Here is a 24,392-nt window from a genome sequence, read left to right on the forward strand (position 1 = left end):
CCCTTTCTTCTCCACGTCCGTACCTAGCCTGTGTATCGCCAAGGCTATGCGAAAGACTGTGTGCCCGGTGGCCATCTGAATGACAAGCCTGACCGCATATAAAACTTTCGTTAGCAGAAGTACTCGGAGCGCGCGTTTGGGTTCCGCGACATCACGACCTAATCCGCCTCACCAAAAAAGGCCGGCGCGAGAGGTTCTCGCGCCGGCCCTAAGCCGATCAGGCCTCGCTTATGGCAGCGAGAAGACCGTGAGCGTGCCACCGAGAGCGGTGTAGTTGCTCAGGCCGGCATAGCCACCAACGGCACCCAGACCATCGGTCGGGTTCGTCAGACCAGCAGCCAGACCGATACCGGCCCAACCACCAATACCCGACAAGATGCCAACGTACTGCTTACCCTTGTGAGAGTAGGTCATAACGTTGCCAATGATGCCGGAAGGCGTACGGAACTTGAACAGTTCCTTGCCGTCCTTCTCGTCGACGGCCTTCAGGTAACCTTCAAGGGTACCGTAGAAGACAACGCCGCCGGCCGTGGCAAGAGCGCCAGACCAGACCGAGAATGGCTCAGGTTGCGACCATACGATCTCACCCTTGCCCGCGTCCCAAGCGATAAAGTTACCCATACCGCCGTGGCTGTTTGGAGCCGGATACATCGACAGCGTCGCGCCAACATAGGGCTGACCAGCCGTGTACGAAACACGGAATGGTTCGTAGTCCATGCAGACGTGGTTCGTCGGCACATAGAACAGACCCGTACGTGGCGAGAAGGTTGCTGGCTGCATATCCTTCGAGCCGAGAGCAGCCGGGCAAACGCCCTTCGTGTTCACGTCTTCGCCGTTCTTAGCGGTCGAGTACTTGTCGACAACATACGGACGACCATAGTTGGGCTTAGACTTGTCAAACTCGACGCCCGTCGTCCAGTTGACGGCTGGGTCAAACTTCTCAGCGACAAGCAGTTCGCCCGTGCCACGATCAAGGGTGTAACCCAGGCCGTTACGGTCGAAGTGCACGAGCACTTTGCGCTTTTCGCCCTTCACGTCGATGTCAGCGAGAATCATCTCGTTGATACCGTCGTAGTCCCACTCGTCGAACGGGGTCATCTGATAGGCCCACTTCGCAACACCCGTGTCAGGGTTACGAGCGAAGATGGTCATTGACCACTTGTTGTCGCCCGGACGCTGTGCAGGGTTCCACGTCGAGGGGTTACCCGAACCGTAGTAGATCAGGTCGAGATCAGGATCGTAAGAATACCAACCCCAAGTCGTGCCGCCGCCGATCTTCCACTGATCGCCTTGCCAGGTCTTCAGAGAAGAGTCCTTGCCGACAGGCTTGCCAAGCGACATCGTCTTCTGCGGATCGAACAGGATTTGATCGTCCGGTCCCGAAGAGTAAGCACGCCATACCCGCTTGCCGGTTTTGATGTCGTAGGCCGTAACGTGACCTGCAACACCGAATTCACCGCCGGAAATACCGACAACGAGCTTGTCCTTCACCGGAAGAACGGTCGCCGTGTTGGTTTCACCCTTCTTCGGGTCACCATTCACAGCTTTCCAGACTTCCTTGCCGGTCTTGGCGTCGAGCGCCACAACCGTCGTGTCGGCCTGATGCAAGAAGATCATGCCGTCTGCATAGGCGAGACCGCGGTTAACCGTGTCACAGCACATGACCGGAATAACGGACGGGTCCTGCTTCGGCTTGTAGGTCCAGATGATCTTGCCAGGCTCGTTCAGGTCGAGGGCAAAGACGTTGTTGGGAAACGGCGTATGAAGCCACATGGTGTCGCCAATAACGAGCGGCGAACCTTCGTGACCGCGCAGAACACCCGTAGAGAACGTCCATGCGACCTTAAGGTCTTTAACGTTGTCACGGTTGATCTGGTCCAGCTTCGAATAGCGCTGGTTGGTATAGTCACCGGTCTGAATGGCCCAGTTGTTAGGATCAGCCGTCAGCTTCGTAACGCTGTCGTTCGCCAGGGCTGGCGACGCGAAAATCGTCACGAGCAATGCACCGGTAAGTGCACTTTTGCGCATTGCGCTTCCTCCTTGTGAGATCTTGCCACGCTTGCAAGCGGCAGCAGCGTCAGCGTGTCACAACCCGGATTGACGAAATGCCGGCTTTTCCCGGTCTTGGCCGTCAAGGTTTTCGAATGAGTTGGGACTTTTTTTCCCGACCCTGAAAACGTCTGCTACCGTGTGTGGCATCTATGCACTTTTTGTCGCACTCCGCAAGACCATCCGTAAAGACAAAATCCGGGGTCGCAAAAGGTCAGCAAAACTGACCTAATTAATTGAATTATAGCAATCATTTGCCGCGTTCGACGATGCAAACACATGAATAACCGACAGCCGTTTTTTACGCGTGATGAACGTCGGAGATGCTGGTCGGACCGTTCACGGATAGATGAAACCGATAAGAACATCGGTGCGGGAATGACTAAATATAAGGACGGCAACAATGGCCGGGAAACTCTGCAAAAAGCGCTGACAATGACGAGCAATCTAAGGCCGAGACGACCGCGAAGGTCGGTATGCGGTGGAAATATCTCGCGCCGTGACGTCCTGTGCGCGACCGTATGCCTGGGACTGATCTCGCCACTATTAGCGATGTCTTGGCAAAACGCACACGCGGCGTCAGAGGCCATAAAGCCACTCGGGGTGTCCGAAATCGCACCGGGCCTTTTCGTCCATCAGGGACGACATGAACTGACCAGTGCGAACAACCTCGGCGGAATTTCAAACGCAGCATTCATTATCGGCGAGGAGGCAGTCGCGGTCATCGATACGGGTGGCAGCTATCGTTTCGGTCAATCACTTCGCGCTGCGATCAAAGAAAAAACAGATCGGCCGATCCGCTACGTGATCAATACCCACATGCATCCCGATCATGTGCTCGGAAACGCGGCCTTCAAGACTGACAATCCAGAATTCGTTGCGCATTACAAAATGAGCCGGGCCCTCGCAGCACGCGCGGAGAACTATCTCGCGGCGGCGAAGAACCTATTGGGAGACGCAGCCTTCGAAGGCACGGAAGTCATCCTGCCCACACGCAGTATTGAGTCGCTTGAAACGATCGACCTGGGCGGCCGTCAGTTAAGCCTTGATCCCCAGCCAACGGCCCATACCGATAACGATTTGTTGATCCTGGACGAGCGGACACAAACGCTTCTGCTGGGGGATTTGCTGTTCGTCGAACACATTCCAGCCCTCGACGGCTCGATCCTGGGATGGCTGCAGGTCATCGAAAAACTGCGCAAGGTAGGCGCCGCCAGCGCTGTTCCTGGACACGGTCCCGCGTCAGTGTCTTGGCCCGACTCAATAGCGCCCGAGGAGCGTTATCTGCAAAAGGTCGTAACGGATATCCGGGAGATAATCGCAAGCGGAGGCACTCTTGCTTCCGCCACGAAGACTGCCGGCTTCAGCGAAAAAGATGCATGGCAACAGTTTGACGACTATCATGCCCGTAACGTTTCAGCCGCGTTCGCCGAATTAGAGTGGGAATAGCGAAGGCACTCAAAAACCACCGTGCACGCGCAATAAATAGAATCCTATGGAGGAATTTGAGATGTGGCTTACCAAGGGACTGCACCTCGGGGTGGTTACGGCGCTAGCCCTGTCCTTTATGGTCTTATCTCCGGCAGTCAGAGCCGACGATGAGGACTTGTGGCCGAGCATTAAGAAGGAACTGTACGGCAGCGACCGTTCCATCTCTGAAGAAGACGGAACCGTCAAACTCGACGCGCCTTATCGGGCAGAAGACGCCGCCATCGTCCCTTTGACCATCACGATGCCGGCAACGATCGCGCCAGATGTGAAGTCGTTGACCCTTGTCATCGACAAGAACCCAGCTCCTGTCGTCGCGAGTTTCAAGTTTGGTGAAGGCGCAGGACTGGGAGAACGCAAGATCTCCACGCGCGTCCGCGTCGACATGTACTCGAATGTACGCGCCATCATCGAAACGCAGGATGGCAAACTTCACATGACGACGAAGTTCGTGAAGGCGGCAGGCGGTTGCTCGGCGCCAGCACTCAAAGACATGGATGCCGCGCTCGCCAACATCGGCAAAATGAAGTTACGCAGCTTCAAGCCGGACGACACCACCAAGCTTGCCCGCGAAGCTCAGGTCATGGTGCGCCATCCCAACTACTCCGGAATGCAAATGAACCAGCTGACCGGACTCTATATTCCAGCCAAGTACCTCGACCACATGGTTGTACGTAAGGGCGACAAACTGATCTTCGAGATGGAGGGGGGGATTTCCCTGTCGGAAAACCCCAACATCCGCTTCACCTATGCAGCCAGCGCAGACGGGCCGTTGTCCGTCACCGCACGAGATACCGACGGCAAGGTTTTCACAACCCAGACAGAAGCAAAGGGCTCTTGATACGCCCCGACGTCAACATTAGTTACAAGAAAGCCGGCAGGATTTTTTTCCTGCCGGCTTTCTTGTTAAAACAGCGGAATGATCAGGTGCGGTAGCGAGCGATTAGAAGCAACGCAACTCAGCTTCAACCTGCGCGCGCTTCATATTGTTCACCTTCTCGACCAGAGGCTTGTAGGACAGAAACATCGAGACGTTCTCGCCACCCTTCTGGCGAACCGACATCACCGTCTCCGCTTCCTCGTAGTCTTTGTAGGGAAGCAATTCCGCGATCGTGTCGATCGAGCACGAACACTTCATTAGGTTCTCTCGCGTCTGCCCGTTCACCTGCATGCAGGCAAACACGTAGTCTGCTCGCGTCGACGTCGGATAATCATTCTCAGGAAGAGAGACAGCCCCAACGTGGCTCGCCAAACCAATAGATACGAGGGCACACATCCCTGCGCCCACTAAAAGCTTGTGAAATTTAATCATTTTTCGACTCCCACTCCATCAAGCACTATTCGCTCATTGAGCTTCGGAGCGCCGGGTTGCGGACTTTCGAAATGAGACTTCAGCTCGACAAGGTAGCCGGGCACCTCGTCGCTCACAAAGACATCGAAACGCGCCTTCTCATAGCCCGACATTTTCTCTTTGCTCGGGTCGTTGGCGTACGGAGTCACCCAGACATGGTGACCGTCGACAGTCTTCCCATTGTATTGAATCTTCGCAGGTTCGATTTTAGCTGTGGTCCGCAGCGCGAGGCGAAAGCGGTTCTTGAGATAGCCTTTGCTTCCACCACCCAAAAGGGCAAAGTTAGAAACAGCCCGATCTAAATAGAAAACCAGAACGGGGTTTGCCGTCATTCCCGACAAATGCCGGACATCACGGCCCCGGTCGCCCGAAAATATCTGCACGTCCACATCACGCTTACCATCCTCGCTGGCCTTCGCGACATCGACTTTAATTTCATCCGTGAAATTTGGCCCAAGCAGTTTGGGCTCCGACGCGTCTCGAGAGAAATTGTATTTCAACGTTTCTCCGGCAGAAACGAGATTGAGCTGAGGCGTGTCAAACAGGATGTCGCGAACGCCTTCTTTATCCTCGGCGGCGACCGCTTGCGACTGGGCAAAACCATTGGCAACGCCCAACATGAGCATCGCACCGGCAGCCGCACAAAGCACCGCACCGCGAACATACATGTGTCGTGTCGTCATTTGTCCTCCCGAGACATCTGCATCTTCGCCATATTTAAAGAAGGTTGCATCAATCGACTTTCACTGTTTTGCGAGGATCACATCGTCAATACAAGAAGTATTTGGTTCTGCGTAATTACAGTTAAAGCCCACATTAGCGCTTTAACGTAGAAACAGCCCAAAAGCGCGGGGGCCGTCATTGACCTCAACCGTTTTCGTTACCTCAAGCGTAACGGCATCGATACGCTCAAGCGTATTCGCTTCCCAGCAGGCAACATAAACGTGGCGGCCATCACGGTCCGTTGCGATGCCCTCGGGGTATTCTCCAACTGCAATCGTCTTGATGACCTTGAAGGATTGAAGATCAACAACGCTGACCGTTCCGCCATACTGGTCGGTAACAAAAGCGCGCCCCTTGGCAAGAGCAACATCGTAAGGACGCTGTCCGACAGGAACGGTAGCGATAACCTTACGCGACGTTAGATCAACGACGCTCAGATCGTTGCTTTTGACGTTGGCCGTATACGCACGTTCACCGGATGCGTCGATGGTAATCCCGAACGGCCGCTGTCCTACTTTGACGGCGGCAACTCTCTTGAGTGTCTGCGCATCGATGATTGACACTTCATCGCTGTCTCGGTCGGCACTGACGATATAACCGCCATCCGGTGTAACCGCGACCCCCGAAGGGGACTCCCCGGTTTCAACCGTACCGACCACATCAAAGGTTGCCGGATCAACGACCGTAAGTTGATGATCATACCAGTCCGCGACAATGATACGTCCATCGACGGGATGCACCGCAATGCCGAGCGGGCCATCTCCCAACTTCACGCGCCGTGTAACCGCACGCTTGTCCGCGTCGATCACGACGAGCTCTTTAGCTTCAGGGGTCGTAATATAAACCCACCGCCCATCCGGCGACATTGCTATGCCGGCAGGCTTACCGGAAACTTCGATCTCAGCGACACTCTTAAACGTCGCCAAGTCGACAACCGCAACTTTGTCAGCGACCTGAGCGGTAACGAAAGCCTCACGGCTTGCCTCAGCGGTCCCACCATCAGCGGCAGCCGCTTGGCCGAGCAAGCCCTGGGCGAGGATCAGCATCCCGCCCAGTGCGAGTGTCCCGACCAAACCCGCGCACAACAGCCGCTGCGTCACAGAAAATCGCAGCAAAGCCGTCGCGTACCGGCAAACGCGGTGTTGTGTACGCTCAAACATATACTTGCAGCGCTTTAACCGCCCGCCTCAAGAAGCTTCTTCAGGTTGTCGAGACCACCCCGGTAGACCCCTTTTACGGCCTTGACCGCAGCCTCGTCGTTGAGCTCCGGCGGCGGGTCATTGTTCATGTAGCCACGATAGAACGCACCCTTCCACGTAACGACTGACTTCCCGCCATCTGCCTCTTCGACACTCAGCCAGGAAGAATAATTGTTCACCGGCAGAACCTTCACGTCGACGTCAGTGATTTGGTACTTGAGCGACTTCTTGTCGGCATCATAGTTCAGAAGGCTTTCATGGATGAGCCCGCCGCCGTCCAAAGTGAGCGTACGCTTTGCGCCCTCCGCGTTTCCGCCCTCGCCTTCGGTCTTTGTGACTGCCGGATGCCAGCTCATGTCCTGAAAGTTCCCGATGACGGCCCAAACTTTGTCCGCCGGCGCATTGATTTCTACGGTCTCGGTAACTTTCTGCCGCGTCGGGCCGTGGGCAGCCGCCGGAAGTGCAAGCACGGCGGGCGTCAGCGCCAGCAGCAAAGCAAGACATCGCAGCATTCGTATCCTCCGTTGTAATCACATCTGGAATTTAAACAAAATTAGCATTGTGCTTGATAACGCTGCGGGACATTAACGGCACTGAGAGTGCGGTGCAAACCCACCTGCGAACCCGGCCTCCAATTTAGTTGGCCGTTATTCCGTCCTGAGGTTGTGCTTCGGGAGTGACCGTGCTTTTGTCTGCGCCGATCCGCGTATAGAGATCGCCAATACCATGCTGACAAGACATGCTCCTTAACCTAGTGAGGGTGACAAGTCCGGCTTGGTGTGACTGTCAACATTGCTGACGGCAGGGGACTTGCGATCCCGGCCAACCTACGCCATGCCAAATCGTCAGAGGCTCTTAATGCGCAAACTAAGTCGATTTGAGGTAGTGCCTTGTCCGCGGTGAACTCGAAAGATTCGCAGCCCATGAACATTAACGGAATCGCCATCGACGATACGTTCGCCGAGGCCTTCGGCATGAGCGCCACCGGCATCATCATTACCGCCGATACAATGAAGTGGGCGCGCCAAGCAGCCATCACAATGACGGGCTTCGGCACGTCCGTCATCGGCTGCGGTGCAGAATGCGGCATCGATTATGAAGTCCCGGCCGAAGAAACACCGGACGGGCGCCCCGGCGTACGCGTTCTTGTCTTCGGCTTCGCGCCGGAAAGTATTGAGGGCCAGCTGAAGAACCGAGTCGGCCAATGCGTCCTGACGAGTCCGGGCTCCGCCTGCTTCAACGGCCTTGAGGCAGAGCGACGCATCCCGTTGAGTTCGGGACCACGATTCTTCGGCGATGGTTGGCAAACCGCGCGGAAACTTGGCGACCGCCGTTTCTGGCGCGTGCCGGTCATGGATGGCGAATTCATTATCGAAGATACGACAGGCGTCACGACGGACGCCGTCGGTGGCGGCAACCTACTCGTCATCGGTCGCGACCGGCCTGGCGTGCTCAGGACGTGCGAAGCAGCGATCGAAGCGATGAATGATGTCCGGGACGTCATCATGCCGTTTCCTGGCGGGATCGTCCGCTCCGGCTCCAAGGTCGGCTCCAAGTATAAAGGCGCTGTGGCCTCTACCAACGATGCGTTCTGTCCAACGCTCCGCGGCGCCACCAACTCACAACTTGGTCCAGAAGACCGTGCCGTCCTCGAAATCGTTATCGACGGACTAACATCTGAGTCTGTGGCCGAAGCGATGAAAGTCGGCCTGAAAGCGGTGCTCGAAACCGGCCCAGAAAACCAAGTAACCCGTGTCAGCGCCGGAAACTACGGCGGCAACCTTGGTCAACACCACTATCACCTGAAGGACTGTCTGCCATGAGTGCGCTGAAGCTTCAGCTGACCATATCGCCAACCGGCCGTCTGAATCTGTCCGGCATTACGCCAGCAAAACTCGCCGGACTCTCAGCTACGGAAGTGTCGCGGCTTCATATCGAGGCTGGCCCAGAGAAGCTAAGTCTTGGCGAATGCTTCAAAGTGGAAGGCGCAGGCACGGATACGCTTATCATCGAAGGCGCAACCCCGCGTTGCGACTTCATCGGCGCCGAAAACGAGGATGGCACCATCATCGTTGAAGGCGATGTCGGATTTTATGCCGGACGCCAGATGCGCGGCGGACGCCTTGAGATTCGCGGCAACGCAGGCGCATTTCTCGCTTCGAGCCTCGCTGATGGCCTCATCGTCGTCAACGGTTCGGTGGGCGACAATCTCGGCGCACCGCTTCGCGGAGAACGCGACGGCATGAGCGGCGGTATTGTTGTTGTCAAAGGTCAGATAGGAAATTCGGCTGGAGCCCGCATGCGGCGCGGCACTATTGTCGCGTCAGGTAAGATCGGGAGTGCTGCGGGCGAACGCATGATGGGCGGCACAGTGTGGTCCGCATCAGGCTTTGGAACCGACGCGGGTGTTCAGATGCGTCGCGGCACATTGATCGCCCCAAGCGTTGATCAGATGCGACCAACGTTTGTTGATTGCGGCCTGCACGAACTTGGCATCCTCAACATTACGAACCGCTATCTGCGGGAAAAGCTGGGAGATCTGGCGCCTTCCCCGATCACTGGATCGGTTCGTCGTTTTGCAGGCGATATGGCCAGCATCGGACGCGGCGAAATTCTTTTGACGGCAAGCTGACGCAACGGGAGTGCATGCAGCTCCCCGTCAACGCGCGATATCCCGCCTTCCGCGCGAAGCAAGCGACAGCGGAGGGCGATGAGAATTCTCGATTCCGCTGATCTCAACGATGAATTTCTGCCGGATCGCACGGCCAAAATCCTCAAAGCCGTCAGCCGGGAGAATAAAGGACCCCGGCCCAGCTTTCACATTGTCACGATACCAGTCTTCCAACGTCACGGCTTCGCTGCCCTCCAGGATGGGCAAACCATTGATCGTCGTGCCGAAACTCGCGATCTCGTCTCGCACTGCCGTGACAGGCTCACGCGCATTACAATTATCTGCCCCATCCCCCGAGACATCGACCACCGTTCGCAGCGCATTCACGGGCACTTGCGGCAGGATTTTATCGTTGAGGAAGCGCAACATAGTTCCCAGACAAGTAAACTCGCCCGTGAAACGGGGAAGCTGACGGACCTTCTGCGCAACGGCCTTAGCGTCCTCCTCGCTGCCGATCCGCATCCAGGGCATGGCGACGTTGGGGCGATCAGACCAAGTCACCAACGTCACTAGGATGCTGCTACGGGGACCGTTGAGAATTGTGCGAATAACCCCGGCATCTTCGAGCGCGGCAGCAATACCTTCCATCTGGAGACGATAACGGTGATCGTCGACGGAATTGGAAACATCGACAGAAATGACAAGAGCAGTATCAACGCCATCCGCATACGGCTGCGCGTCCGCAGGACTTTTGACAATCCCTACCGATAGAATGACGGTAAAAAAAATGGCGACGCCCCTCCGCAGAAGGTGCCCCACAACGGATGGTATCGCCCCGGGCAATGACTGGTGTCTCACGGCGTTTCCTTTTTGACTGACTGGGCGCCTTTGACACCCTTCGCAGTTTGCAGCCCACGGACGCCCTCGAAATTTGCTTCCGTGAGATTAGCTCCAGTAAAATCAACTCCCGCTAGGTTTGCCCCGGTGAAATCCGCACCCGTTAGATCAGCACCATGAAAATCCGCATCGCGCGCGTCAACTCCGCGAAACTTTGCAAAGGCAAGGTTGGAGCCTGACAAGTTTACCCCTTTAAGAACTGCACCTGAAAAATCCGCTCCCGGCAGCTGGCTGCTCGCCTTGGTCGAGATCGTTCCACTGCGCAGGTCGAGCGGTGAAAAATCAGCTTCTGTCAAATCGGCGCTACGGAAATCTGCACCGTCCAGCCGCGCATGCACACGGAGACGCACCAAGCGCGCGCGCCTGAAACGTGCGACATCGTCCGTATCAAAAGTATCGTTCGCGAACGTCGTCGGACGCAATAGCGTCGCATCCGTCAAATTCGCATCTGAAAAATCCGTCCGGATAATCGTAGCACGATCAAGCCGCGTTTCAGATAGGTCGGCCCCCACAAGCTTGGCATCCGTAAGATCTGCACCATACAGATCAGCGCCGGTCAGGAGCGCAGCCTTGAAATCAAGATGCGAAAGATCAGTCAGCGTGAGGTTTCTATCTGAGAAATCAACCCGTTGGCCAGGCTTCGCCTCAAAGAGCTTCTGAGCCACCTGACGCGCGCTGAAATCAGCCGCGTGAACTCCCTCCTGCAAGCCAACAATCCCAGCGACAAGGAAGAAAATGGCGAGCAGCTGAAAGCCCCAACGGCCACCGAGAGCCAATAACGATCTCACATCGCCTCCGCATTACCGCTCCAGGACCCGACGTCTTCTCGACTCAACAGATCAAAAAAGCGGGAACCATGTCCACGCAACCAGATTAGCCTCTAACGATCTGCTTTTGAAACTGACATCCGCGTGCGGTACCCACACATAGCCAACCACAACGCGGTACGAGCCAGCTCCGCACGAGGCAAGGAGGGATCCAACTGCCATGGCCGGCAACCAGTTCCTCGACGACGTCAACCGCCAATTTAACGAAGCCGCGCAGCACGTGCCTATGGAAGATGGCCTGGCGGAAAAAGTTCGCGTCTGTAACGCGACCTATGTGACACGCTTCGGCGTTCGGCTTCGCGGCCGCATGGAAACCTTTATCGGCTGGCGCGCGGTTCACAGTACGCACGTCACCCCAGCCAAAGGCGGCATCCGTTATGCCCTCAGCGTCGATCAACAGGACGTGGAAGCCCTCGCCGCATTAATGACCTACAAATGCGCGCTCACGGGCCTCCCCTTCGGCGGCTCAAAGGGTGGTCTGCTCATCGATCCCAGCCAATGGGAACGCGAAGAACTGGAGAAGATCACGCGCCGCTTCACCCAAGAGCTTGTGCGCCACAACTTCCTAAGCCCCAGCCAAAATGTACCAGCGCCCGATGTCGGTACCAACGAGCTGACTATGGTTTGGATGGCCGATGAATACCGACGGTGGGCCCCAAACGACATAAACGCATTTGCTTGCGTTACGGGCAAACCTCTCGCCGCTGGCGGCATAGAAGGTCGGATAGAAGCAACGGGCCGCGGGGTTCAGTACGCCATACGCGCGTTCTTCCGAAGCCCTAGAGACGTTGCCTGGACAAAACTGACGCCGGAACTGCGCGACAAATCCATTATCATTCAAGGCTTGGGCAACGTGGGCTACCACGCCGCCAAATTTCTCAGCGAAGAAGACGGCTGCCGTATCATAGCGATCATCGAACGGGACGGCGCACTTCTCAACTCGGAGGGGCTACCCGTCGAAGCCGTGAAACAGCACATGGGGCAGACAGGCGGCGTCAAGGGCTTCCCCGGCGCGGAATATATCTCAGACGGCTCTCGGGCACTCGAACACGACTGCGACATTCTCATTCCCGCCGCCACGGAACGGGTAATTGACGAATACAACGCACCTCGCATCCAGGCAAAACTGATTGTTGAAGCCGCCAACGGCCCCGTCACCTTCGAGGCGGACAGCATTCTGAGAAACCGCGGCATCGTCATCCTGCCCGACCTTTTCGTGAATTCAGGGGGTGTAATCGTCAGTTACTTTGAATGGGTCAGAAATCTTACGCATATGCCCTTCGGCCTGATGGAACGACGCCACGACGAGGTTAGCAACCGCCTCTTGGCCAGTTCATTGGAAACAATGACAGGCGCCAAATTTCCAAGTGATATTGCCCGGCCATTCCTGGACGGAGCCCGGGAAATCGATCTGGTGCGCAGCGGGCTCGATGAGATAATGCAGTCCACCTATCGACAGCTTTCCGATCTTTGCCATTCAGGGAAAGATGTCTGCGACATGCGTCGTGCCGCCTATATCATCGCGATAAAGCACACCGCCGAAGCCTACCGGGCCATTGGCATCTAAGCTTGGCAATCACTTCAAAGTTGCATCACCTAACATTAGCCGTATGGCGCCAGCCTCTCCCAGCGCATCCACCTTGCCGAGCGGCCCCCAAGGTGGGACAATTACATCGATAAGTTCGAAGAAACTGTGAGGCCTCTCGCGTCGATGTCCACCAAATCCGCCAAACGCCGCCCCGCCGCCGAACAAGATAAGATGCTGCTTGAGGCTTTGCGTGAAGCACCCGGCCCCGTGAGCGCGTATGACATCATCGAAATGTTGCGCCCCGAAGCCGTTCTCGCGCCACAAACCGTATACCGATCGCTAGAGCGCTTGATCGATGAAGGCCGAGCACATCGCTTGGAAAGCCTGAACGCCTACGTCTCGTGCAGCCACCCTGAGCACCATGAAGCAACTGCGTTTGCGATCTGTCAAAACTGCCGTCAGGTCATTGAGTTCGATGACGCGGGCGTAACCGCGCAATTGAAAAGCTGGGCCAGAAAGAACGGCTTTGACATCTCACAAATGACGCTTGAACTACGGGGAACCTGCGCAGCCTGCCGTACAGCAAACGTGGGCTGATTTTTTCAATCGCCTCTCCTTTGAAGCTGCTATCGGCGTACGGCGGGCGCCTCAACCGGCACGCCCTCAGCCCGTTTGGCAAGATAAAGCTCGAGGCTCAGATATTCCGGCGATCCAGAATCGAATTGTCGCGCGCGCACACCCAATGAACAGGCCCGGAGCCGTCGGTGAAGTGAGCCAAGTGTCTGCCACTCCAATCGATAGGCCGGCCAACCGCTGCCCACACCATCACTGATTGTATCGCCCCGCAATCGCCGTCCGGCATTCGCCTCGTGACATTGGGCACAGGACAAGTTGAGCTGCCCGACCCGCGTGTAGAAACGCTTGCGCCCAGCCTCGTAAAAAGGTGCGGCGGGGCCATCAATATGAACCTTCACCCGCTCGCCCCGTGATTGATGCGCGACGTAAGCCGTCAACGCCAGAAGCTCGTCTGTTTCATAGGCCAACGCCGCCGCACCCTGATGGCGCGTACGACAGGTATTGATGCGTTTTTCCAAATTGAAGAGCTCGCCGCTCTCGGCATCGACAGCCGGATACCGCGCGGCAACGCCCTTCATCGTTACGTCCGCAGCATCATGACAGGACGCGCAGGATTTTTGCGCGCGACCGACCGGTTGCCTCCACAAGCTCTCGCCATCGCTGACCCAGAGCATTCCTGGATTTGCAATGTCATCCGCCTGAAGAGCCAGCAGATTTTTCGACATATAGAAGCTGCCCGGCCGCACCGGCCGATCAGCAGCCAGCACCGGCAGCAGGACCCCCATGAGACCAGCCACCCCGCAGAACCCGGACACAAGGAAGCGGGAACACTGCATTACGTCACCGTCAGCATCCGGCTCTCACGGAAAATCTGTCCCGTATCGTCCGTCCAGGTAAACACCAATTCACCCGTTTCGATCGCGACCGTCGAGAAACCAATGAAGGGGTTGGCAGCCACACCAGGCTGCAATTTCCATCGCATCACTTCGACGCCACCGTAAGTGACGGTCATATCCGTCACGATGTTTCGCGGGATCTTCTTGCCCACATTATCAACGCGATAGCCGGTCTCCATTGGATGGCGCAGGATCGCCTTGATATCGACGATCTCGCCCTTCTTTGCCTCGTCCGGCATGGAAATGCGAACTGGTGCGCGTGCCATAGGCGTTCCTCAACCACCATCAATGCAAGCCGCGATCGTAACGATCACCTTCTTGCTGTCTTTCCAAAAACTGCCATCACTCATCTCCGCCACTGCCGCCACCTCCTGCGATCCCGCAAGGCGTATACTCGTCGAGACTTTCGGACGTCCCGCGCGGGGACCAAGATGGAAACTGCTGATCAAAGCAATTGGATTTCTCGGTGACAGAATATGGATCGCCCGCACATGATCTGCTTCCGTCATCGGGCTATCAACGGCGACGGTCGTGTAAACGGACAGACCATTTTCCGCGATGCCCGGGATCGTCAAAGTCACCCGCCCCGCTTTGACCTCCGCCCCGTTCGTCAGAGACTGAAGCGCCTCGTCGAATAAAACCTCCGTCGCCCCAACCGGCAAAGGCGCGATTGCCAAACTGACGAGCCCCGCGCCACCTCCGATCAGCAGATGTCTACGCGTCGTCATTGTTGTCCCTTAAGGCTCACGAGGTACGCGGTCACGTCTTCAATTTCCTGCGCTTCCAGTGCGGGCTTCCCCTGATACTCCGGAGCTACTTCGCGCAATCCATCCACCTTATAGTAGGCAGGCATCAAGCTCTTTGGATTGAGCCGCAGCGGATCAATCAAACGCAACCGTATCTGCCCCTCGCTCAATCTCTTTCCGACGTCTCCCAGGGCAGGTCCGAGATCGCCTTGGAATGGTTCATTCGCAACTGGAAACGTATGACAAATCAGACAGTTTCCACGCCTGCGATCAAGCACGATTACCTTTCCGCGTTGCCGATCGCCAACGCGCCCGCCCAGCGCCATAGGCACCGCATCACCCACAATCTCATAAGAGACGACCTCATGACCAAAAACCGGCGTAGCGGCCACAAGCGCAGCCGCCAGCCATAGGCATGTCAGACGAGACTTCACCACCGCACACGGCCTAAGCCTTCGCAAGGCTATGATGCTTTAGCGGCAGCGTGCGAATCCGTTTTCCGGTTGCCGCAAAGATCGCATTGAGGACCGCTGGTGCGGCAACGGCGATCGTCGGTTCGCCCACTCCACCCCAGAACCCGCCCGAAGGCATCACGATGGTTTCAACCTCCGGCATCTCGGAAATCGTCATCACTCGATAGGTATCAAAGTTCTGCTGCTCTACGCGCCCGCCCTTCACCGTGCATTCGCCGTAGAGCATGGCTGACAGACCGTAGACGAACGAACCTTCCACCTGTGCCTCAATCTGCTGCGGATTAACGGCATGGCCGCTATCCGTCGCCGCCACAATCCGATGGATCTTGACCTTGCCATCATCGCCGACCGAGACCTCAGCGCACGCAGCAATATGGCTGGCAAACGCCGTGCACTGGGCAAGACCGCGGTACACACCTTCCGGAGCCGGCTTACCCCAGCCCGCGCCTTCGGCCGCTGCTTTTAGAACAGCCGCGTTCTTGGGATAATCACCCATCAGTTTGAGCCGGAATTCTAGCGGGTCTTGGCCTGTCGCGTGCGCCACCTCATCCAGGAAACATTCCATATAAATGGCGTTCTGATTGGCATTGACCCCTCGCCAGAAACCCGGCGGAACGGGCGGATTGCGCATCGCGTGATCGACCAGCAAGTTCGGGAATGAATAGCTGATCGAATGCTCCCCACCTGGCAGCAGCGTCTGGAACGTCACCATATCGGCACCGTTCTTCATGCGTTGCGGCATCACGCTGGCCAAAATCGACTGGCCGGCGATCCGCACTCTCAATCCCGTGACGTCGCCATTCTCATCAAGCGCGGCCGTCAATTTGCACTGGGTGTAAGGATGATACATGCCATGCGCCATGTCCTCCTCACGCGTCCAGATCAGCTTGACCGGCGTACCCGGAAACTCCATGGCGATCATCACGGCCTGCCGGACGTAGTCATGAAACGCACCACGGCGACCAAACCCGCCGCCAAGGTGGATCTTATAAACGTCGCACTGCGCAGGCGAGAGCCCCGCAGCTTCCGCACATGCCGCGAGCGCAGCTTCACCGTTCTGCGTCGGACACCAGACTTCGCAACGCTCCTCTGTCCACTTGGCAGTAGCGTTCATAGGCTCCATCGTCGCATGGTGCTGAAACGGATACGTATAAGTCGCTTCAACTGTCTTGGCGGCTCCTTTGAGAGCCCCGTCAATGTCGCCGGCTTCGTTGCCGACAAAGGCATCCTTCGCATCAAGGCCCTCGGCAACGAACTCACGGATCGTCTCGCTGGTGACGCCTTTATTTTCACCCTCATCCCAGACAATGGGCAGGGCCTGCAGGGCGGAATTTGCCTGCCACCACGTCTCGGCAACAACGGCCACAGCATCCTCGCCCACCGCGACGACACCCCTCACACCCGGCATCGATTTAACTTTGCTGTCGTCAAAGGAAGCAAGCTTGCCGCCAAATACCGGGCAAGCCTTGATGCTCGCGTTCAACATACCAGGCAGCTTCAGATCAACGCCGTAAATCTGTTTCCCGGTGAGCTTGTCCGCGGTATCGAGGCGCTTCACGGGCTTACCCGCCAGCTTCCAGTCTTTCGGATCTTTGAGCTGAACTTCTTTCGGAGGTTCAAGCTTTGATGCTGCCACGGCGACCTTGCCGTAAGTGGTTGAACGGTTTGAGGCCTTGTGCGTGATCACGCTGTTGACCGCTGTGCAGTCGCTCGCGGAAACACCCCAGTCCTTGGCGGCCGCGGCGATCAGCATTTCACGCGCCGCCGCGCCACCTTGGCGGACGTAGTCATGGGACTCGCGGATACCGCGGCTGCCCCCCGTTGAGAAACTTTGCCAGATACGGCCCCGCTCAAGATTTGTCGCCGGACTTGGATATTCCGTCGTCACCTTCGACCAGTCGCACTCGAGCTCTTCGGCAACCAGCTGAGCCAAACCCGTCAACGTGCCTTGGCCCATTTCCGAACGCGCAATACGAATAATCACTTGGTCGTCCGGCTTGACCACAACCCAGGCGTTGATCTCGTCGATCGCTGCCTTCGCCTCAGCCGCCTCCCGTCCAAACGGAATCGAAAAGCCCAGTGTCAGGCCTGCGACAGCACCCGCGCCAGCAACGAAGCCGCGCCGCGTAATATCGAGAGATACGGTCATCGTCGCGCTCCTTAGGCTTTGGCTGCTGCAGCAAGATGAATGCCTTTGCGAACGCGCCTATAGGTGCCGCACCGGCAGATGTTCGTTATCTCAGCATCGATTTCTTCATCTGATGGTTTGGGGTTTTTCTCGAGGAGAGCCGCAACGGCCATGATCATGCCAGCCTGGCAATACCCACACTGCGGAACGTCGAGTTGTAGCCAAGCTTGTTGGACAGGATGTGATCCATCTGCCGAAAGCCCCTCGATCGTCACAATCGTGTCGCTCTCAGAAATGCTCTCCAACGGTAGCACGCAGGAACGCTGCGCCTCACCATTGATATGCACCGTGCAAGCCCCGCATTGCGCTATGCCGCAGCCGAATTTGGTGCCGGTCAACCCCAACTGTTCACGCAGAACCCACAAGAGAGGTGTCGCGGGGTCCGCCGCGACGTCCAAAACACTGCCGTTGACATTGATCTTTGCCATATCGTTTTTTCCCTTCGAAGGGCATCGCGATACGCGGCCATCAACCTCTAAGCAGCCCCAGAGATTTTGCCTCCGCACATCGGCAACCAATGCGACGCCATTGTCTGATAGGCGCAAAGCGCCGGTGGCTTGCTCGCAATAATGCAGCGATGGCGAAGCTGCGCAATCGTCAGGGCGCGACCATCGCAAACCTGTGATGATAAAGGATGAAATTGTTATCCGCAGAGCACAATATAAGACCGGCACGCGCTCGGATATTCCGAGTTCAGATATGCTCGGTTGTGAAATTTTCCGAGATTGCGCCCGGGGTCAAGCAGGCCTTTCGGTGCCTTCTGCAAGCCTCTCTCGAAGGCTCTCAACAGCTCCAATCAGCTGACGGCTGTTAAACGGCTTAGACACCAGCAAGGCCTCCTGAAATCCGGCAGGCAGACCCTCACGGCCATACCCTGATACAAACGCGAACGGGATACCGCGCGCTTTCAAGGTTTGAGCCAACTCATCAACACGCGTCCCCGCAAGATTTGCGTCCATGAGCGCAATGTCAAAAGTCTCATTTTGAATCAGCCGCATAGCCTGTTCGGCATTGGCTGCCGGACCCAAGACAGAACAACCAGCCTCCTTGAGGCAGTCTTCAATATCGATCGCTACGAGCGGCTCGTCTTCCACCACCAGAACACGCGTTCCGGCCATGTCACTTACCTCACTCTGTCCGACGGCAACCGCCGCGATACTTCTGCTGAAACCATTATCAATTTCCACGTCCTTCCTAGCCGGAACCGATAAACCTGTCAGGGGTAGGCTTATCCTGCAACCGAAGCCTTCGGCTTCGAACCGCAATTCGGCCATGCCGCCATAAGCAGCCAGACCACTTTCAATAAGTGTGGATCCAAATCCCCGAGTAGCCGGCGTAACGACTGGCGGGCCACCGGACTCCTGCCAATCTAGAATGAGTATCGGACTAGCGTCGCCGTCAACACGCCATGTCAGATCCAGACGGCCTTCTGACACCGATAATGCACCGTATCTGCGCGCATTAGCAGCTAATTCATGGAGAAGAAGAGCCAGATGCAAAGCCGGCTGCGCCGCCAGCGTCACGCTTGGACCGGAGGTGTCCACGCGCGCTCTGTCGGCTTCATGCAGGATCACCTGACCACCTATCAGCCGACCCAACTCCGCTCCCCGCCACGTTTCCTGCGTTAGAATCGTATGCGTGTTCGCGAGCGACTGAACTCTACCGCTGAATTTTTCCACGAAATCCGCAGGAGACGTCGCGCTTTTAAATGATTGCCCCGCAATCGATTGCACCGTGGCCAAAGTGTTCTTCACGCGGTGATTGAGCTCATCGATTAGAAAACTCTGAGCTTCTTGAGCCTTTTTTCTCTCAGTAATATCGACGAGCACGTTCACGCCACCCGTCAAACGTCCGACAGCATCAAAAATCGGCGTCGTATACGCGAGAATAGGCACCTGCTCGCCATCAGGCCTCTCGATAATCACCTCAGCCTCCGTCAATGGCCGCTTCTCATGAAGCGCCACAGCCATTGGGTATTCGTCATGCGACATGGCGGAGCCGTCGGGACTAAAAAGCTTCGATGAGCAGCACCATTGATCTTCGCCCAATCGCGGCTCACGTCCGACCATCTCAACGGAAGCCTTATTATAAAATGTCAGCTTGCCATCTGTGTCGGTCGTATAAACTGCCGCCGGAAGCGCATCGAACACAGCGTGTAATTTCTTCTCGCTAAGCTCAACTCGCTCCAAGGCACGCTTAAGTTCGCTAATATCCTGAAAGCTGTTGATCGCGCCTTCGAGATTGCCGTCATCGTCAAACACGGGCTCGATATTGGCGAGAACCGTAATCCTCGTACCGTCCGGCCGCTCTATCTCGACGGTCTTATCTCTGACGCCGACCCCCGTACGCAGAACCTCCGCCATCGGCGTATCCTCAGGCGTCATACGGCTACCATCCTCGGTACGGAAGAGCCGGTAGGAGCCGGAGAACCGTTCAGAAGGATCTTTTAATGCGGGCTTGCGCCCCCACAACCGAGCCGCGTGAGCGTTAAACTGCAGAACGCAGCCATCTTTGTCACAGACATAAATACCGATAGGTAGCAGATCCAGCCAAGAACCTGCCGCGAACATTTCCAACACGGAAGTTCGCCATCTCGTCCGGTCCGCCGTCTTCATCGATTTTGCAGATCCCGAGCCCATTACCTAGCGCACACCCCCAATTCGACATGGCATAATGCACACGATGCACCAATGGTTCCACCAGGGGCAAAAATAACTGGTCAGGTTGTCTCGGAAATTGAACAAACCCTTTAACTACGCCCCAAAAAAGTCAAACCGCCTCCGTTTGACACACGATTAGGCCGCGTATCAATTTCGAAAGGTCAGAGACGAGGCTTGGAGCACATGCATCAGCATGGGCAGCAGAAACGAGAAGGTAATTCATGAGGTGTGAACGAGCAGCAGCACGGGTCCTCGCACCTCTTATCCTTATTGTGTGCGCTGTGTCCGGCGGTGGTTTCGCAAACGCTGAAAGGAAATCGGTTCCGCCGGAGGCGACGGCCACCGGCCAAGACTCGATGCCGAATGCCTATTTGCTCAATCTGCTGATCCGAACAACGCTCATTGCGCTCAATCAAGCGAATCAAACCGGCAATTACTCGGTCCTACGGGACCTCGCGGCACCCTCATTCCAGCGCGCAAATACCTCAGCCCAGCTTGCCGAAATTTTTGCGGCATTGCGCAAACGCAATCTCGACCTGTCACCAATCCTATTCTTGGAACCCAAGCTAATCCGGCAGCCCAAAATCGACGAAGCTGGAATGCTGCGGCTCTCGGGATTTATGCCCTCCGAACCAGAACGTGTGCTCTTTGATATGCTTTTTCAGCGGCTCGACAACCGTTGGCAGCTCTTCGGGATATCCGTAGACGTTCGGCCACCGGACGCACCCAAGGCTGCAGATGCCGTAGCCGCACCGCCGCAAGGCAAGACATCGCCGCCCCCCCAAAACATCAAGAATCCCAAAGAGAAAAAATAGCTCGCAGTTGATTGGCAATCCCCTGAACCACCGCTGGACTGGCTCCAACAACGCGTTCATTCTCGCATCAAAACTTTACATCATTGCGTTGCCCGCAAAACACACATCAACATCAGACATGACAACACTCCCACTTTCCTCTTGCTGGAAATAGGGGTTTTGGCTGTAGTGCGCACATGTCTGCGGAGGGTAATCGCGTGTTTAAAATCGACAGACGTTATTTATTTTCGACGCTGAAGAATAATTCGGAAAAACGGGCTTTAAAGACTTCCCGAAAGAAGGCGTCAGACAAGTGAAGCAACATTGCTTCCTTCTTCTTATTTTCAGATGTAACGAGCAAATGCTCGGTATTGTCTAGGTACGTTCCCATTTTGAACGGCCGCGACAAATAAATTCAATGCGGGGGCACTTGAGGGAAATTCGGTACGTGGCTGATGCTGCGTCCGATTACTCTCGATTGCGGTAAATTTTAACGTGCTTTGTGCGCGCGGTTAGTGCTGGCGTTTTACCGGGTGTCGAACCATGACAATTGACAAAAATCAGACATTTAATTCTGCGCTTTTTAACGGCGCACATTTTCAAAGCAAATCCAAACACAAGCCCTGGCGGGGGCGCCTACTTTCCTCGGCAAGCATCTTGGTCCTGGGATTGACCATGATCGCAGCCTCAAGCACGGCCAAGGCTGCGGACTGTTCAGGCGTGACTAATACGATTAATAGCGTTCTATCAGGCGTAGGTAACGGCTCTAACGCCGCCTCCCTGAACTGCCAAGGCAACACCATAACTGGCGACGGATCTGGCGCTGGCAACGGATTCGGCGTGCTTGGTGGCCAAGCAACAATCCTCAATAACTTCTTTCTCGGTGACGGCTCCGGCAGCCTCAATGGCAGCGTCTTCCTTGGCTCCGGCTTCGCCGACATTCAGAATAACTTCGTTGTCGGCAATGGCTCGCTGAGCGGAAACGGGACGGGCAACGCCACGCTACACAACAACGTAATCTTTGGCGACGGCTCCGGCAGCCTTAACGGTGTCGGGGGGACCGTCGTTGTCAGCGATAACTTTATCGTTGGCACTGGATCCGGAAGCGGCAACGCCGGCGATGTCACCAACAATACGATATTTGGTGATCTGTCGGGTTCTGCCAACGGCAACAACTTCGCCAACAACACCATTATCGGGAACGCGTCGGGGAGCGGAAACGGAGCCGACTTCGACAACAATACAATCATCGGCAACGGATCCGGCAACCTTGGCGGGGACGGCGTCAACAACAACACCGTCATCGGCGATTTGTCGGGCAACGGCTACGGCGATGGCGCAAGCTACAACAACGTTGTCGGCAACCTGTCGGGGAATGGCGTCAGCGGTTCGAGCAACAACGCTTTCGGCAATGCTTCCGGCAACCTCGTCGAAGGAAACTTCAATTCCGCGCTTGGAACGCTCTCCGGGAATGACGTTTCCGGCGATGGGAATACCGCGATCGGCTTCGGCTCAGGAAATTTCGTCGGAAGCAGCAACAACATCGCAATGGGCGTGCTGTCCGGCAACGTAATTAGTGGGGACAACAATATAGCCTTCGGCACTCTTTCCGGAAACTTTGTGACCGGAAACAACAATCAGGCGGCGGGCCTGATTGTCGGGAATTTTGTCGAGGGCGAAAATAACCAGGCGAGCGGAACCGCCTCGGGCAACGGCGTGACGGGCAATAACAACCAAGCCAACGGAACCTTGTCGGGCAACGACGTAGCCGGCAATAGCAATCTGGCTTCGGGCACAGGAACGGGGAACGTCGTCGAAGGCCTTGGCAACCAAGCTGCCGGCATAGCGTCTGGCAACTTTGTTGCCGGCGTAGGCAACCAAGCCGCAGGAATCCTGTCAGGAAATGGTGTCGAGGGTGTTGGCAATCAGGCCAGCGGCATTGCCGCTGGAAACATTGTCCAGGGCGATAACAACCAGACGAGCGGTACGCTGACAGGCAACGGCGTCTTTGGTAACGACAATCAGTCGAGCGGCTTTGCGTCAGGCAACGTCGTGATCGGCAGCAACAACCAGGCCAGCGGCCAGGGCGTTGGAAATCTTGTCTTCGGCGAAGGCAACCAAGCAAGCGGAACCGGATCCGGCAACCTTGTCGTCGGCGATGATAACCAGGCTAGTGGCGCACTGTCCGGCAATGCGGTCTTCGGAGACGCCAACCAAGCAAGCGGTTTCGGATCTGGAAACCTCATCGCCGGAATCGGCAACCAAGCGCGAGGAATTCTCTCTGGAAACGCCGTTTTCGGTGACGGCAACCAAGCCAGTGGAACCGACACAGGCAATCTGGTCATCGGCAATGACAACCAAGCCAGCGGCGCCTTTTCAGGTAATGGCGTACTTGGCATCGCCAATCAGGCCGACGGCCTCGCTGTCGGCAATCTCGTTGCCGGTGTAGGTCACCAAGCAAGCGGCGTGCTCTCAGGCAACGGCGTCGTTGGCGTCAATCATCAAGCCAGTGGACTTGCAGTCGGCAACGGAGTGAGCGGCTTCAACAATCAGTCGAGCGGGTTTGCATCCGGCAATTTCGTCTCCGGAGCAAACAATCAGGCCAGTGGTGCTCTGTCCGGCAACAACGTCACGGGTGACAACAACATCGCCTTTGGCACGAATTCCGGAAACAACATTGCCGCCTCCAATACAATTGCCATGGGGACCAACGCTCAGGCCGAAGGAAACTCCTCGATTGCTATTGGTAATGGTGCGTTCGCGGCCGGACCGGGCGACACAGCCGTCGGCCAAAACGCCAATGTCCAAGCGAATAACTCCAACGCGTTTGGCAATGGAGCAACGGTCAACGCCGGCCACGTCAACTCTACGGCTGTCGGCACGGGTGCGAGCACGACGAATAACAACCAGATGATGTTTGGTACGTCGAGCCAAACCTACACGACGCCAGGCATCACCTCGAACCTGAGCAAAAACCGGCAGTCCGGCCCGCTCGAAGTCGTGACGTCTGACGCGGCCGGTAATCTCGCGACCGATGGTGGCAGCATCTTCAAACGCCTCGATGAGACGGAAGCCGGTATCGCGATGGCAATTGCGATGGAAAATCCTGATCTCGTGTCCGGCGAAAACATTGGCGTCGCGATGAGCGCGGGCTTCTATGAGGGTGCAGAAGCGTTGGCTTTAAGCGCAATGGGCGTGGTTGGGTACGGTGTGTTCACCCCTGATGATCGCGTTGCTATCTTCGGTGGCGTCGGTGTCGGCTTTGAAAACGGACGCGGCGACCACGTCGTCGGTGGTCGCGTCGGCGCGCAGGTCACATGGAAGTAACAGCACGGATCAACGAACAATTAGCGCCCTGATACAATAAGCGTGGCTCGCCTCGGCGA

At 56.5% G+C, this 24,392-nt stretch carries 22 protein-coding genes; 8 read left to right on the top strand and 14 right to left on the bottom strand.

Annotation, left to right across the window (positions count from 1 at the left end; all coding sequences use genetic code 11):
- Window positions 1-228: 228 nt before the first annotated feature.
- The gene (locus K5845_RS16530) at window positions 229-2,028 is read right to left on the bottom strand and encodes a methanol/ethanol family PQQ-dependent dehydrogenase (RefSeq protein ID WP_046476414.1); all 1,800 of its coding nucleotides are present in this window, start codon (window positions 2,026-2,028) and stop codon (window positions 229-231) included.
- A 624-nt stretch (window positions 2,029-2,652) separates the two neighbouring features.
- Between K5845_RS16530 and K5845_RS16535 the strand changes: the two genes are divergently transcribed.
- Window positions 2,653-3,498, top strand: a complete 846-nt coding sequence (locus tag K5845_RS16535; protein WP_287959507.1) for a quinoprotein relay system zinc metallohydrolase 2 — start codon at window positions 2,653-2,655, stop codon at window positions 3,496-3,498.
- Between the two features lie 61 nt (window positions 3,499-3,559).
- Window positions 3,560-4,378 (top strand): quinoprotein dehydrogenase-associated SoxYZ-like carrier, encoded by an 819-nt coding sequence (locus K5845_RS16540; protein WP_287959508.1) that lies wholly within the window; start codon window positions 3,560-3,562, stop codon window positions 4,376-4,378.
- A 102-nt stretch (window positions 4,379-4,480) separates the two neighbouring features.
- On the opposite strand, the gene K5845_RS16545 is transcribed toward K5845_RS16540, so the two are convergent.
- The 4 genes from K5845_RS16545 to K5845_RS16560 all read right to left on the bottom strand — a co-directional run bounded on the left by K5845_RS16545 (window position 4,481) and on the right by K5845_RS16560 (window position 7,322).
- Complete coding sequence (locus tag K5845_RS16545) at window positions 4,481-4,849, bottom strand: hypothetical protein (protein ID WP_244464988.1); 369 nt, start codon at window positions 4,847-4,849, stop codon at window positions 4,481-4,483.
- Window positions 4,846-5,571, bottom strand: a complete 726-nt coding sequence (locus tag K5845_RS16550) for a hypothetical protein (RefSeq protein ID WP_287959509.1) — start codon at window positions 5,569-5,571, stop codon at window positions 4,846-4,848. Before K5845_RS16550 ends, K5845_RS16545 begins: the two co-directional genes overlap by 4 nt.
- Before the next feature lie 141 nt (window positions 5,572-5,712).
- Window positions 5,713-6,657 carry a YVTN family beta-propeller repeat protein gene (locus K5845_RS16555; RefSeq protein WP_052744088.1) on the bottom strand — a complete coding sequence of 315 codons (945 nt, stop codon included), beginning with the start codon at window positions 6,655-6,657 and terminating at the stop codon, window positions 5,713-5,715.
- 128 nt (window positions 6,658-6,785) lie between these two features.
- A complete protein-coding gene (locus K5845_RS16560; RefSeq protein ID WP_046476402.1) occupies window positions 6,786-7,322 on the bottom strand; it encodes an SRPBCC family protein in 537 nt (178 codons plus the stop codon).
- Window positions 7,323-7,733: 411 nt separating this feature from the next.
- On the opposite strand from K5845_RS16560, the gene fhcD reads away from it, so the two are divergent.
- Entirely contained in the window at window positions 7,734-8,633 is a 900-nt protein-coding gene (fhcD, locus tag K5845_RS16565; protein ID WP_090229820.1) for a formylmethanofuran--tetrahydromethanopterin N-formyltransferase, read from the top strand.
- Window positions 8,630-9,442 carry a formylmethanofuran dehydrogenase subunit C gene (locus K5845_RS16570; protein WP_090229818.1) on the top strand — a complete coding sequence of 271 codons (813 nt, stop codon included), beginning with the start codon at window positions 8,630-8,632 and terminating at the stop codon, window positions 9,440-9,442. The genes fhcD and K5845_RS16570 overlap by 4 nt, the downstream gene beginning before the upstream one ends.
- A 27-nt stretch (window positions 9,443-9,469) precedes the next feature.
- Here K5845_RS16570 and K5845_RS16575 read toward each other — a convergent pair whose 3' ends face one another.
- Both K5845_RS16575 and K5845_RS16580 read right to left on the bottom strand, forming a co-directional pair.
- Window positions 9,470-10,279 (bottom strand): DUF1194 domain-containing protein, encoded by an 810-nt coding sequence (locus K5845_RS16575; protein WP_244512444.1) that lies wholly within the window; start codon window positions 10,277-10,279, stop codon window positions 9,470-9,472.
- Window positions 10,276-11,106, bottom strand: a complete 831-nt coding sequence (locus K5845_RS16580; RefSeq protein ID WP_082100982.1) for a pentapeptide repeat-containing protein — start codon at window positions 11,104-11,106, stop codon at window positions 10,276-10,278. Before K5845_RS16580 ends, K5845_RS16575 begins: the two co-directional genes overlap by 4 nt.
- Window positions 11,107-11,305: 199 nt before the next feature.
- Between K5845_RS16580 and K5845_RS16585 the strand changes: the two genes are divergently transcribed.
- Both K5845_RS16585 and K5845_RS16590 read left to right on the top strand, forming a co-directional pair.
- Complete coding sequence (locus tag K5845_RS16585) at window positions 11,306-12,712, top strand: Glu/Leu/Phe/Val family dehydrogenase (RefSeq protein WP_287959511.1); 1,407 nt, start codon at window positions 11,306-11,308, stop codon at window positions 12,710-12,712.
- A gap of 144 nt (window positions 12,713-12,856) precedes the next feature.
- On the top strand, window positions 12,857-13,270 hold the full coding sequence (locus K5845_RS16590; protein ID WP_046476389.1) for a Fur family transcriptional regulator: 414 nt from the start codon (window positions 12,857-12,859) through the stop codon (window positions 13,268-13,270).
- A 29-nt stretch (window positions 13,271-13,299) separates the two neighbouring features.
- Here the strand turns inward: K5845_RS16590 and soxA are convergent, their stop codons facing one another.
- The 7 genes from soxA to K5845_RS16625 all read right to left on the bottom strand — a co-directional run bounded on the left by soxA (window position 13,300) and on the right by K5845_RS16625 (window position 20,167).
- Window positions 13,300-14,034: a sulfur oxidation c-type cytochrome SoxA gene (soxA, locus tag K5845_RS16595; RefSeq protein ID WP_287959512.1), complete on the bottom strand. Its 735-nt coding sequence runs from the start codon at window positions 14,032-14,034 to the stop codon at window positions 13,300-13,302.
- 50 nt (window positions 14,035-14,084) lie between these two features.
- Window positions 14,085-14,411: a thiosulfate oxidation carrier complex protein SoxZ gene (soxZ, locus tag K5845_RS16600; protein WP_287959513.1), complete on the bottom strand. Its 327-nt coding sequence runs from the start codon at window positions 14,409-14,411 to the stop codon at window positions 14,085-14,087.
- A 9-nt stretch (window positions 14,412-14,420) separates the two neighbouring features.
- The gene (locus K5845_RS16605) at window positions 14,421-14,873 is read right to left on the bottom strand and encodes a thiosulfate oxidation carrier protein SoxY (protein ID WP_090229806.1); all 453 of its coding nucleotides are present in this window, start codon (window positions 14,871-14,873) and stop codon (window positions 14,421-14,423) included.
- Window positions 14,870-15,328, bottom strand: a complete 459-nt coding sequence (soxX, locus tag K5845_RS16610; protein ID WP_244512443.1) for a sulfur oxidation c-type cytochrome SoxX — start codon at window positions 15,326-15,328, stop codon at window positions 14,870-14,872. Before soxX ends, K5845_RS16605 begins: the two co-directional genes overlap by 4 nt.
- 10 nt (window positions 15,329-15,338) lie before the next feature.
- On the bottom strand, window positions 15,339-17,513 hold the full coding sequence (locus tag K5845_RS16615) for a xanthine dehydrogenase family protein molybdopterin-binding subunit (RefSeq protein WP_090229804.1): 2,175 nt from the start codon (window positions 17,511-17,513) through the stop codon (window positions 15,339-15,341).
- 11 nt (window positions 17,514-17,524) lie between these two features.
- The gene (locus tag K5845_RS16620) at window positions 17,525-17,980 is read right to left on the bottom strand and encodes a (2Fe-2S)-binding protein (protein ID WP_046476382.1); all 456 of its coding nucleotides are present in this window, start codon (window positions 17,978-17,980) and stop codon (window positions 17,525-17,527) included.
- Between the two features lie 309 nt (window positions 17,981-18,289).
- A complete protein-coding gene (locus tag K5845_RS16625; RefSeq protein WP_287959514.1) occupies window positions 18,290-20,167 on the bottom strand; it encodes an HWE histidine kinase domain-containing protein in 1,878 nt (625 codons plus the stop codon).
- Window positions 20,168-20,433: 266 nt separating this feature from the next.
- On the opposite strand from K5845_RS16625, the gene K5845_RS16630 reads away from it, so the two are divergent.
- Together K5845_RS16630 and K5845_RS16635 are read left to right on the top strand one after the other, a co-directional pair.
- Window positions 20,434-21,027, top strand: coding sequence for a hypothetical protein (locus tag K5845_RS16630; protein ID WP_287959515.1), 594 nt, complete (start codon window positions 20,434-20,436; stop codon window positions 21,025-21,027).
- Between the two features lie 654 nt (window positions 21,028-21,681).
- On the top strand, window positions 21,682-24,333 hold the full coding sequence (locus K5845_RS16635) for a beta strand repeat-containing protein (protein WP_287959516.1): 2,652 nt from the start codon (window positions 21,682-21,684) through the stop codon (window positions 24,331-24,333).
- The last annotated feature ends 59 nt before the right edge of the window (window positions 24,334-24,392 follow it).

Source organism: Filomicrobium sp. (assembly GCF_025698805.1).
GTDB lineage: Bacteria > Pseudomonadota > Alphaproteobacteria > Rhizobiales > Hyphomicrobiaceae > Filomicrobium > Filomicrobium insigne.

Coding starts and splice junctions, on each gene's coding strand:
- K5845_RS16560 (WP_046476402.1), bottom strand. CDS start 7,322: ATGCTGCGATGTCTTGCTTTGCTGCTGGCGCTGACGCCCGCCGTGCTT.
- K5845_RS16570 (WP_090229818.1), top strand. CDS start 8,630: ATGAGTGCGCTGAAGCTTCAGCTGACCATATCGCCAACCGGCCGTCTG.
- K5845_RS16585 (WP_287959511.1), top strand. CDS start 11,306: ATGGCCGGCAACCAGTTCCTCGACGACGTCAACCGCCAATTTAACGAA.
- K5845_RS16625 (WP_287959514.1), bottom strand. CDS start 20,167: ATGAAGACGGCGGACCGGACGAGATGGCGAACTTCCGTGTTGGAAATG.
- soxZ (WP_287959513.1), bottom strand. CDS start 14,411: ATGGCACGCGCACCAGTTCGCATTTCCATGCCGGACGAGGCAAAGAAG.
- soxA (WP_287959512.1), bottom strand. CDS start 14,034: ATGGGGGTCCTGCTGCCGGTGCTGGCTGCTGATCGGCCGGTGCGGCCG.
- K5845_RS16605 (WP_090229806.1), bottom strand. CDS start 14,873: ATGACGACGCGTAGACATCTGCTGATCGGAGGTGGCGCGGGGCTCGTC.
- fhcD (WP_090229820.1), top strand. CDS start 7,734: ATGAACATTAACGGAATCGCCATCGACGATACGTTCGCCGAGGCCTTC.
- K5845_RS16550 (WP_287959509.1), bottom strand. CDS start 5,571: ATGACGACACGACACATGTATGTTCGCGGTGCGGTGCTTTGTGCGGCT.
- K5845_RS16635 (WP_287959516.1), top strand. CDS start 21,682: ATGATCGCAGCCTCAAGCACGGCCAAGGCTGCGGACTGTTCAGGCGTG.
- K5845_RS16540 (WP_287959508.1), top strand. CDS start 3,560: ATGTGGCTTACCAAGGGACTGCACCTCGGGGTGGTTACGGCGCTAGCC.
- K5845_RS16620 (WP_046476382.1), bottom strand. CDS start 17,980: ATGGCAAAGATCAATGTCAACGGCAGTGTTTTGGACGTCGCGGCGGAC.
- K5845_RS16545 (WP_244464988.1), bottom strand. CDS start 4,849: ATGATTAAATTTCACAAGCTTTTAGTGGGCGCAGGGATGTGTGCCCTC.
- K5845_RS16590 (WP_046476389.1), top strand. CDS start 12,857: ATGTCCACCAAATCCGCCAAACGCCGCCCCGCCGCCGAACAAGATAAG.
- K5845_RS16530 (WP_046476414.1), bottom strand. CDS start 2,028: ATGCGCAAAAGTGCACTTACCGGTGCATTGCTCGTGACGATTTTCGCG.
- K5845_RS16630 (WP_287959515.1), top strand. CDS start 20,434: ATGAGGTGTGAACGAGCAGCAGCACGGGTCCTCGCACCTCTTATCCTT.
- K5845_RS16615 (WP_090229804.1), bottom strand. CDS start 17,513: ATGACCGTATCTCTCGATATTACGCGGCGCGGCTTCGTTGCTGGCGCG.
- K5845_RS16555 (WP_052744088.1), bottom strand. CDS start 6,657: ATGCTGATCCTCGCCCAGGGCTTGCTCGGCCAAGCGGCTGCCGCTGAT.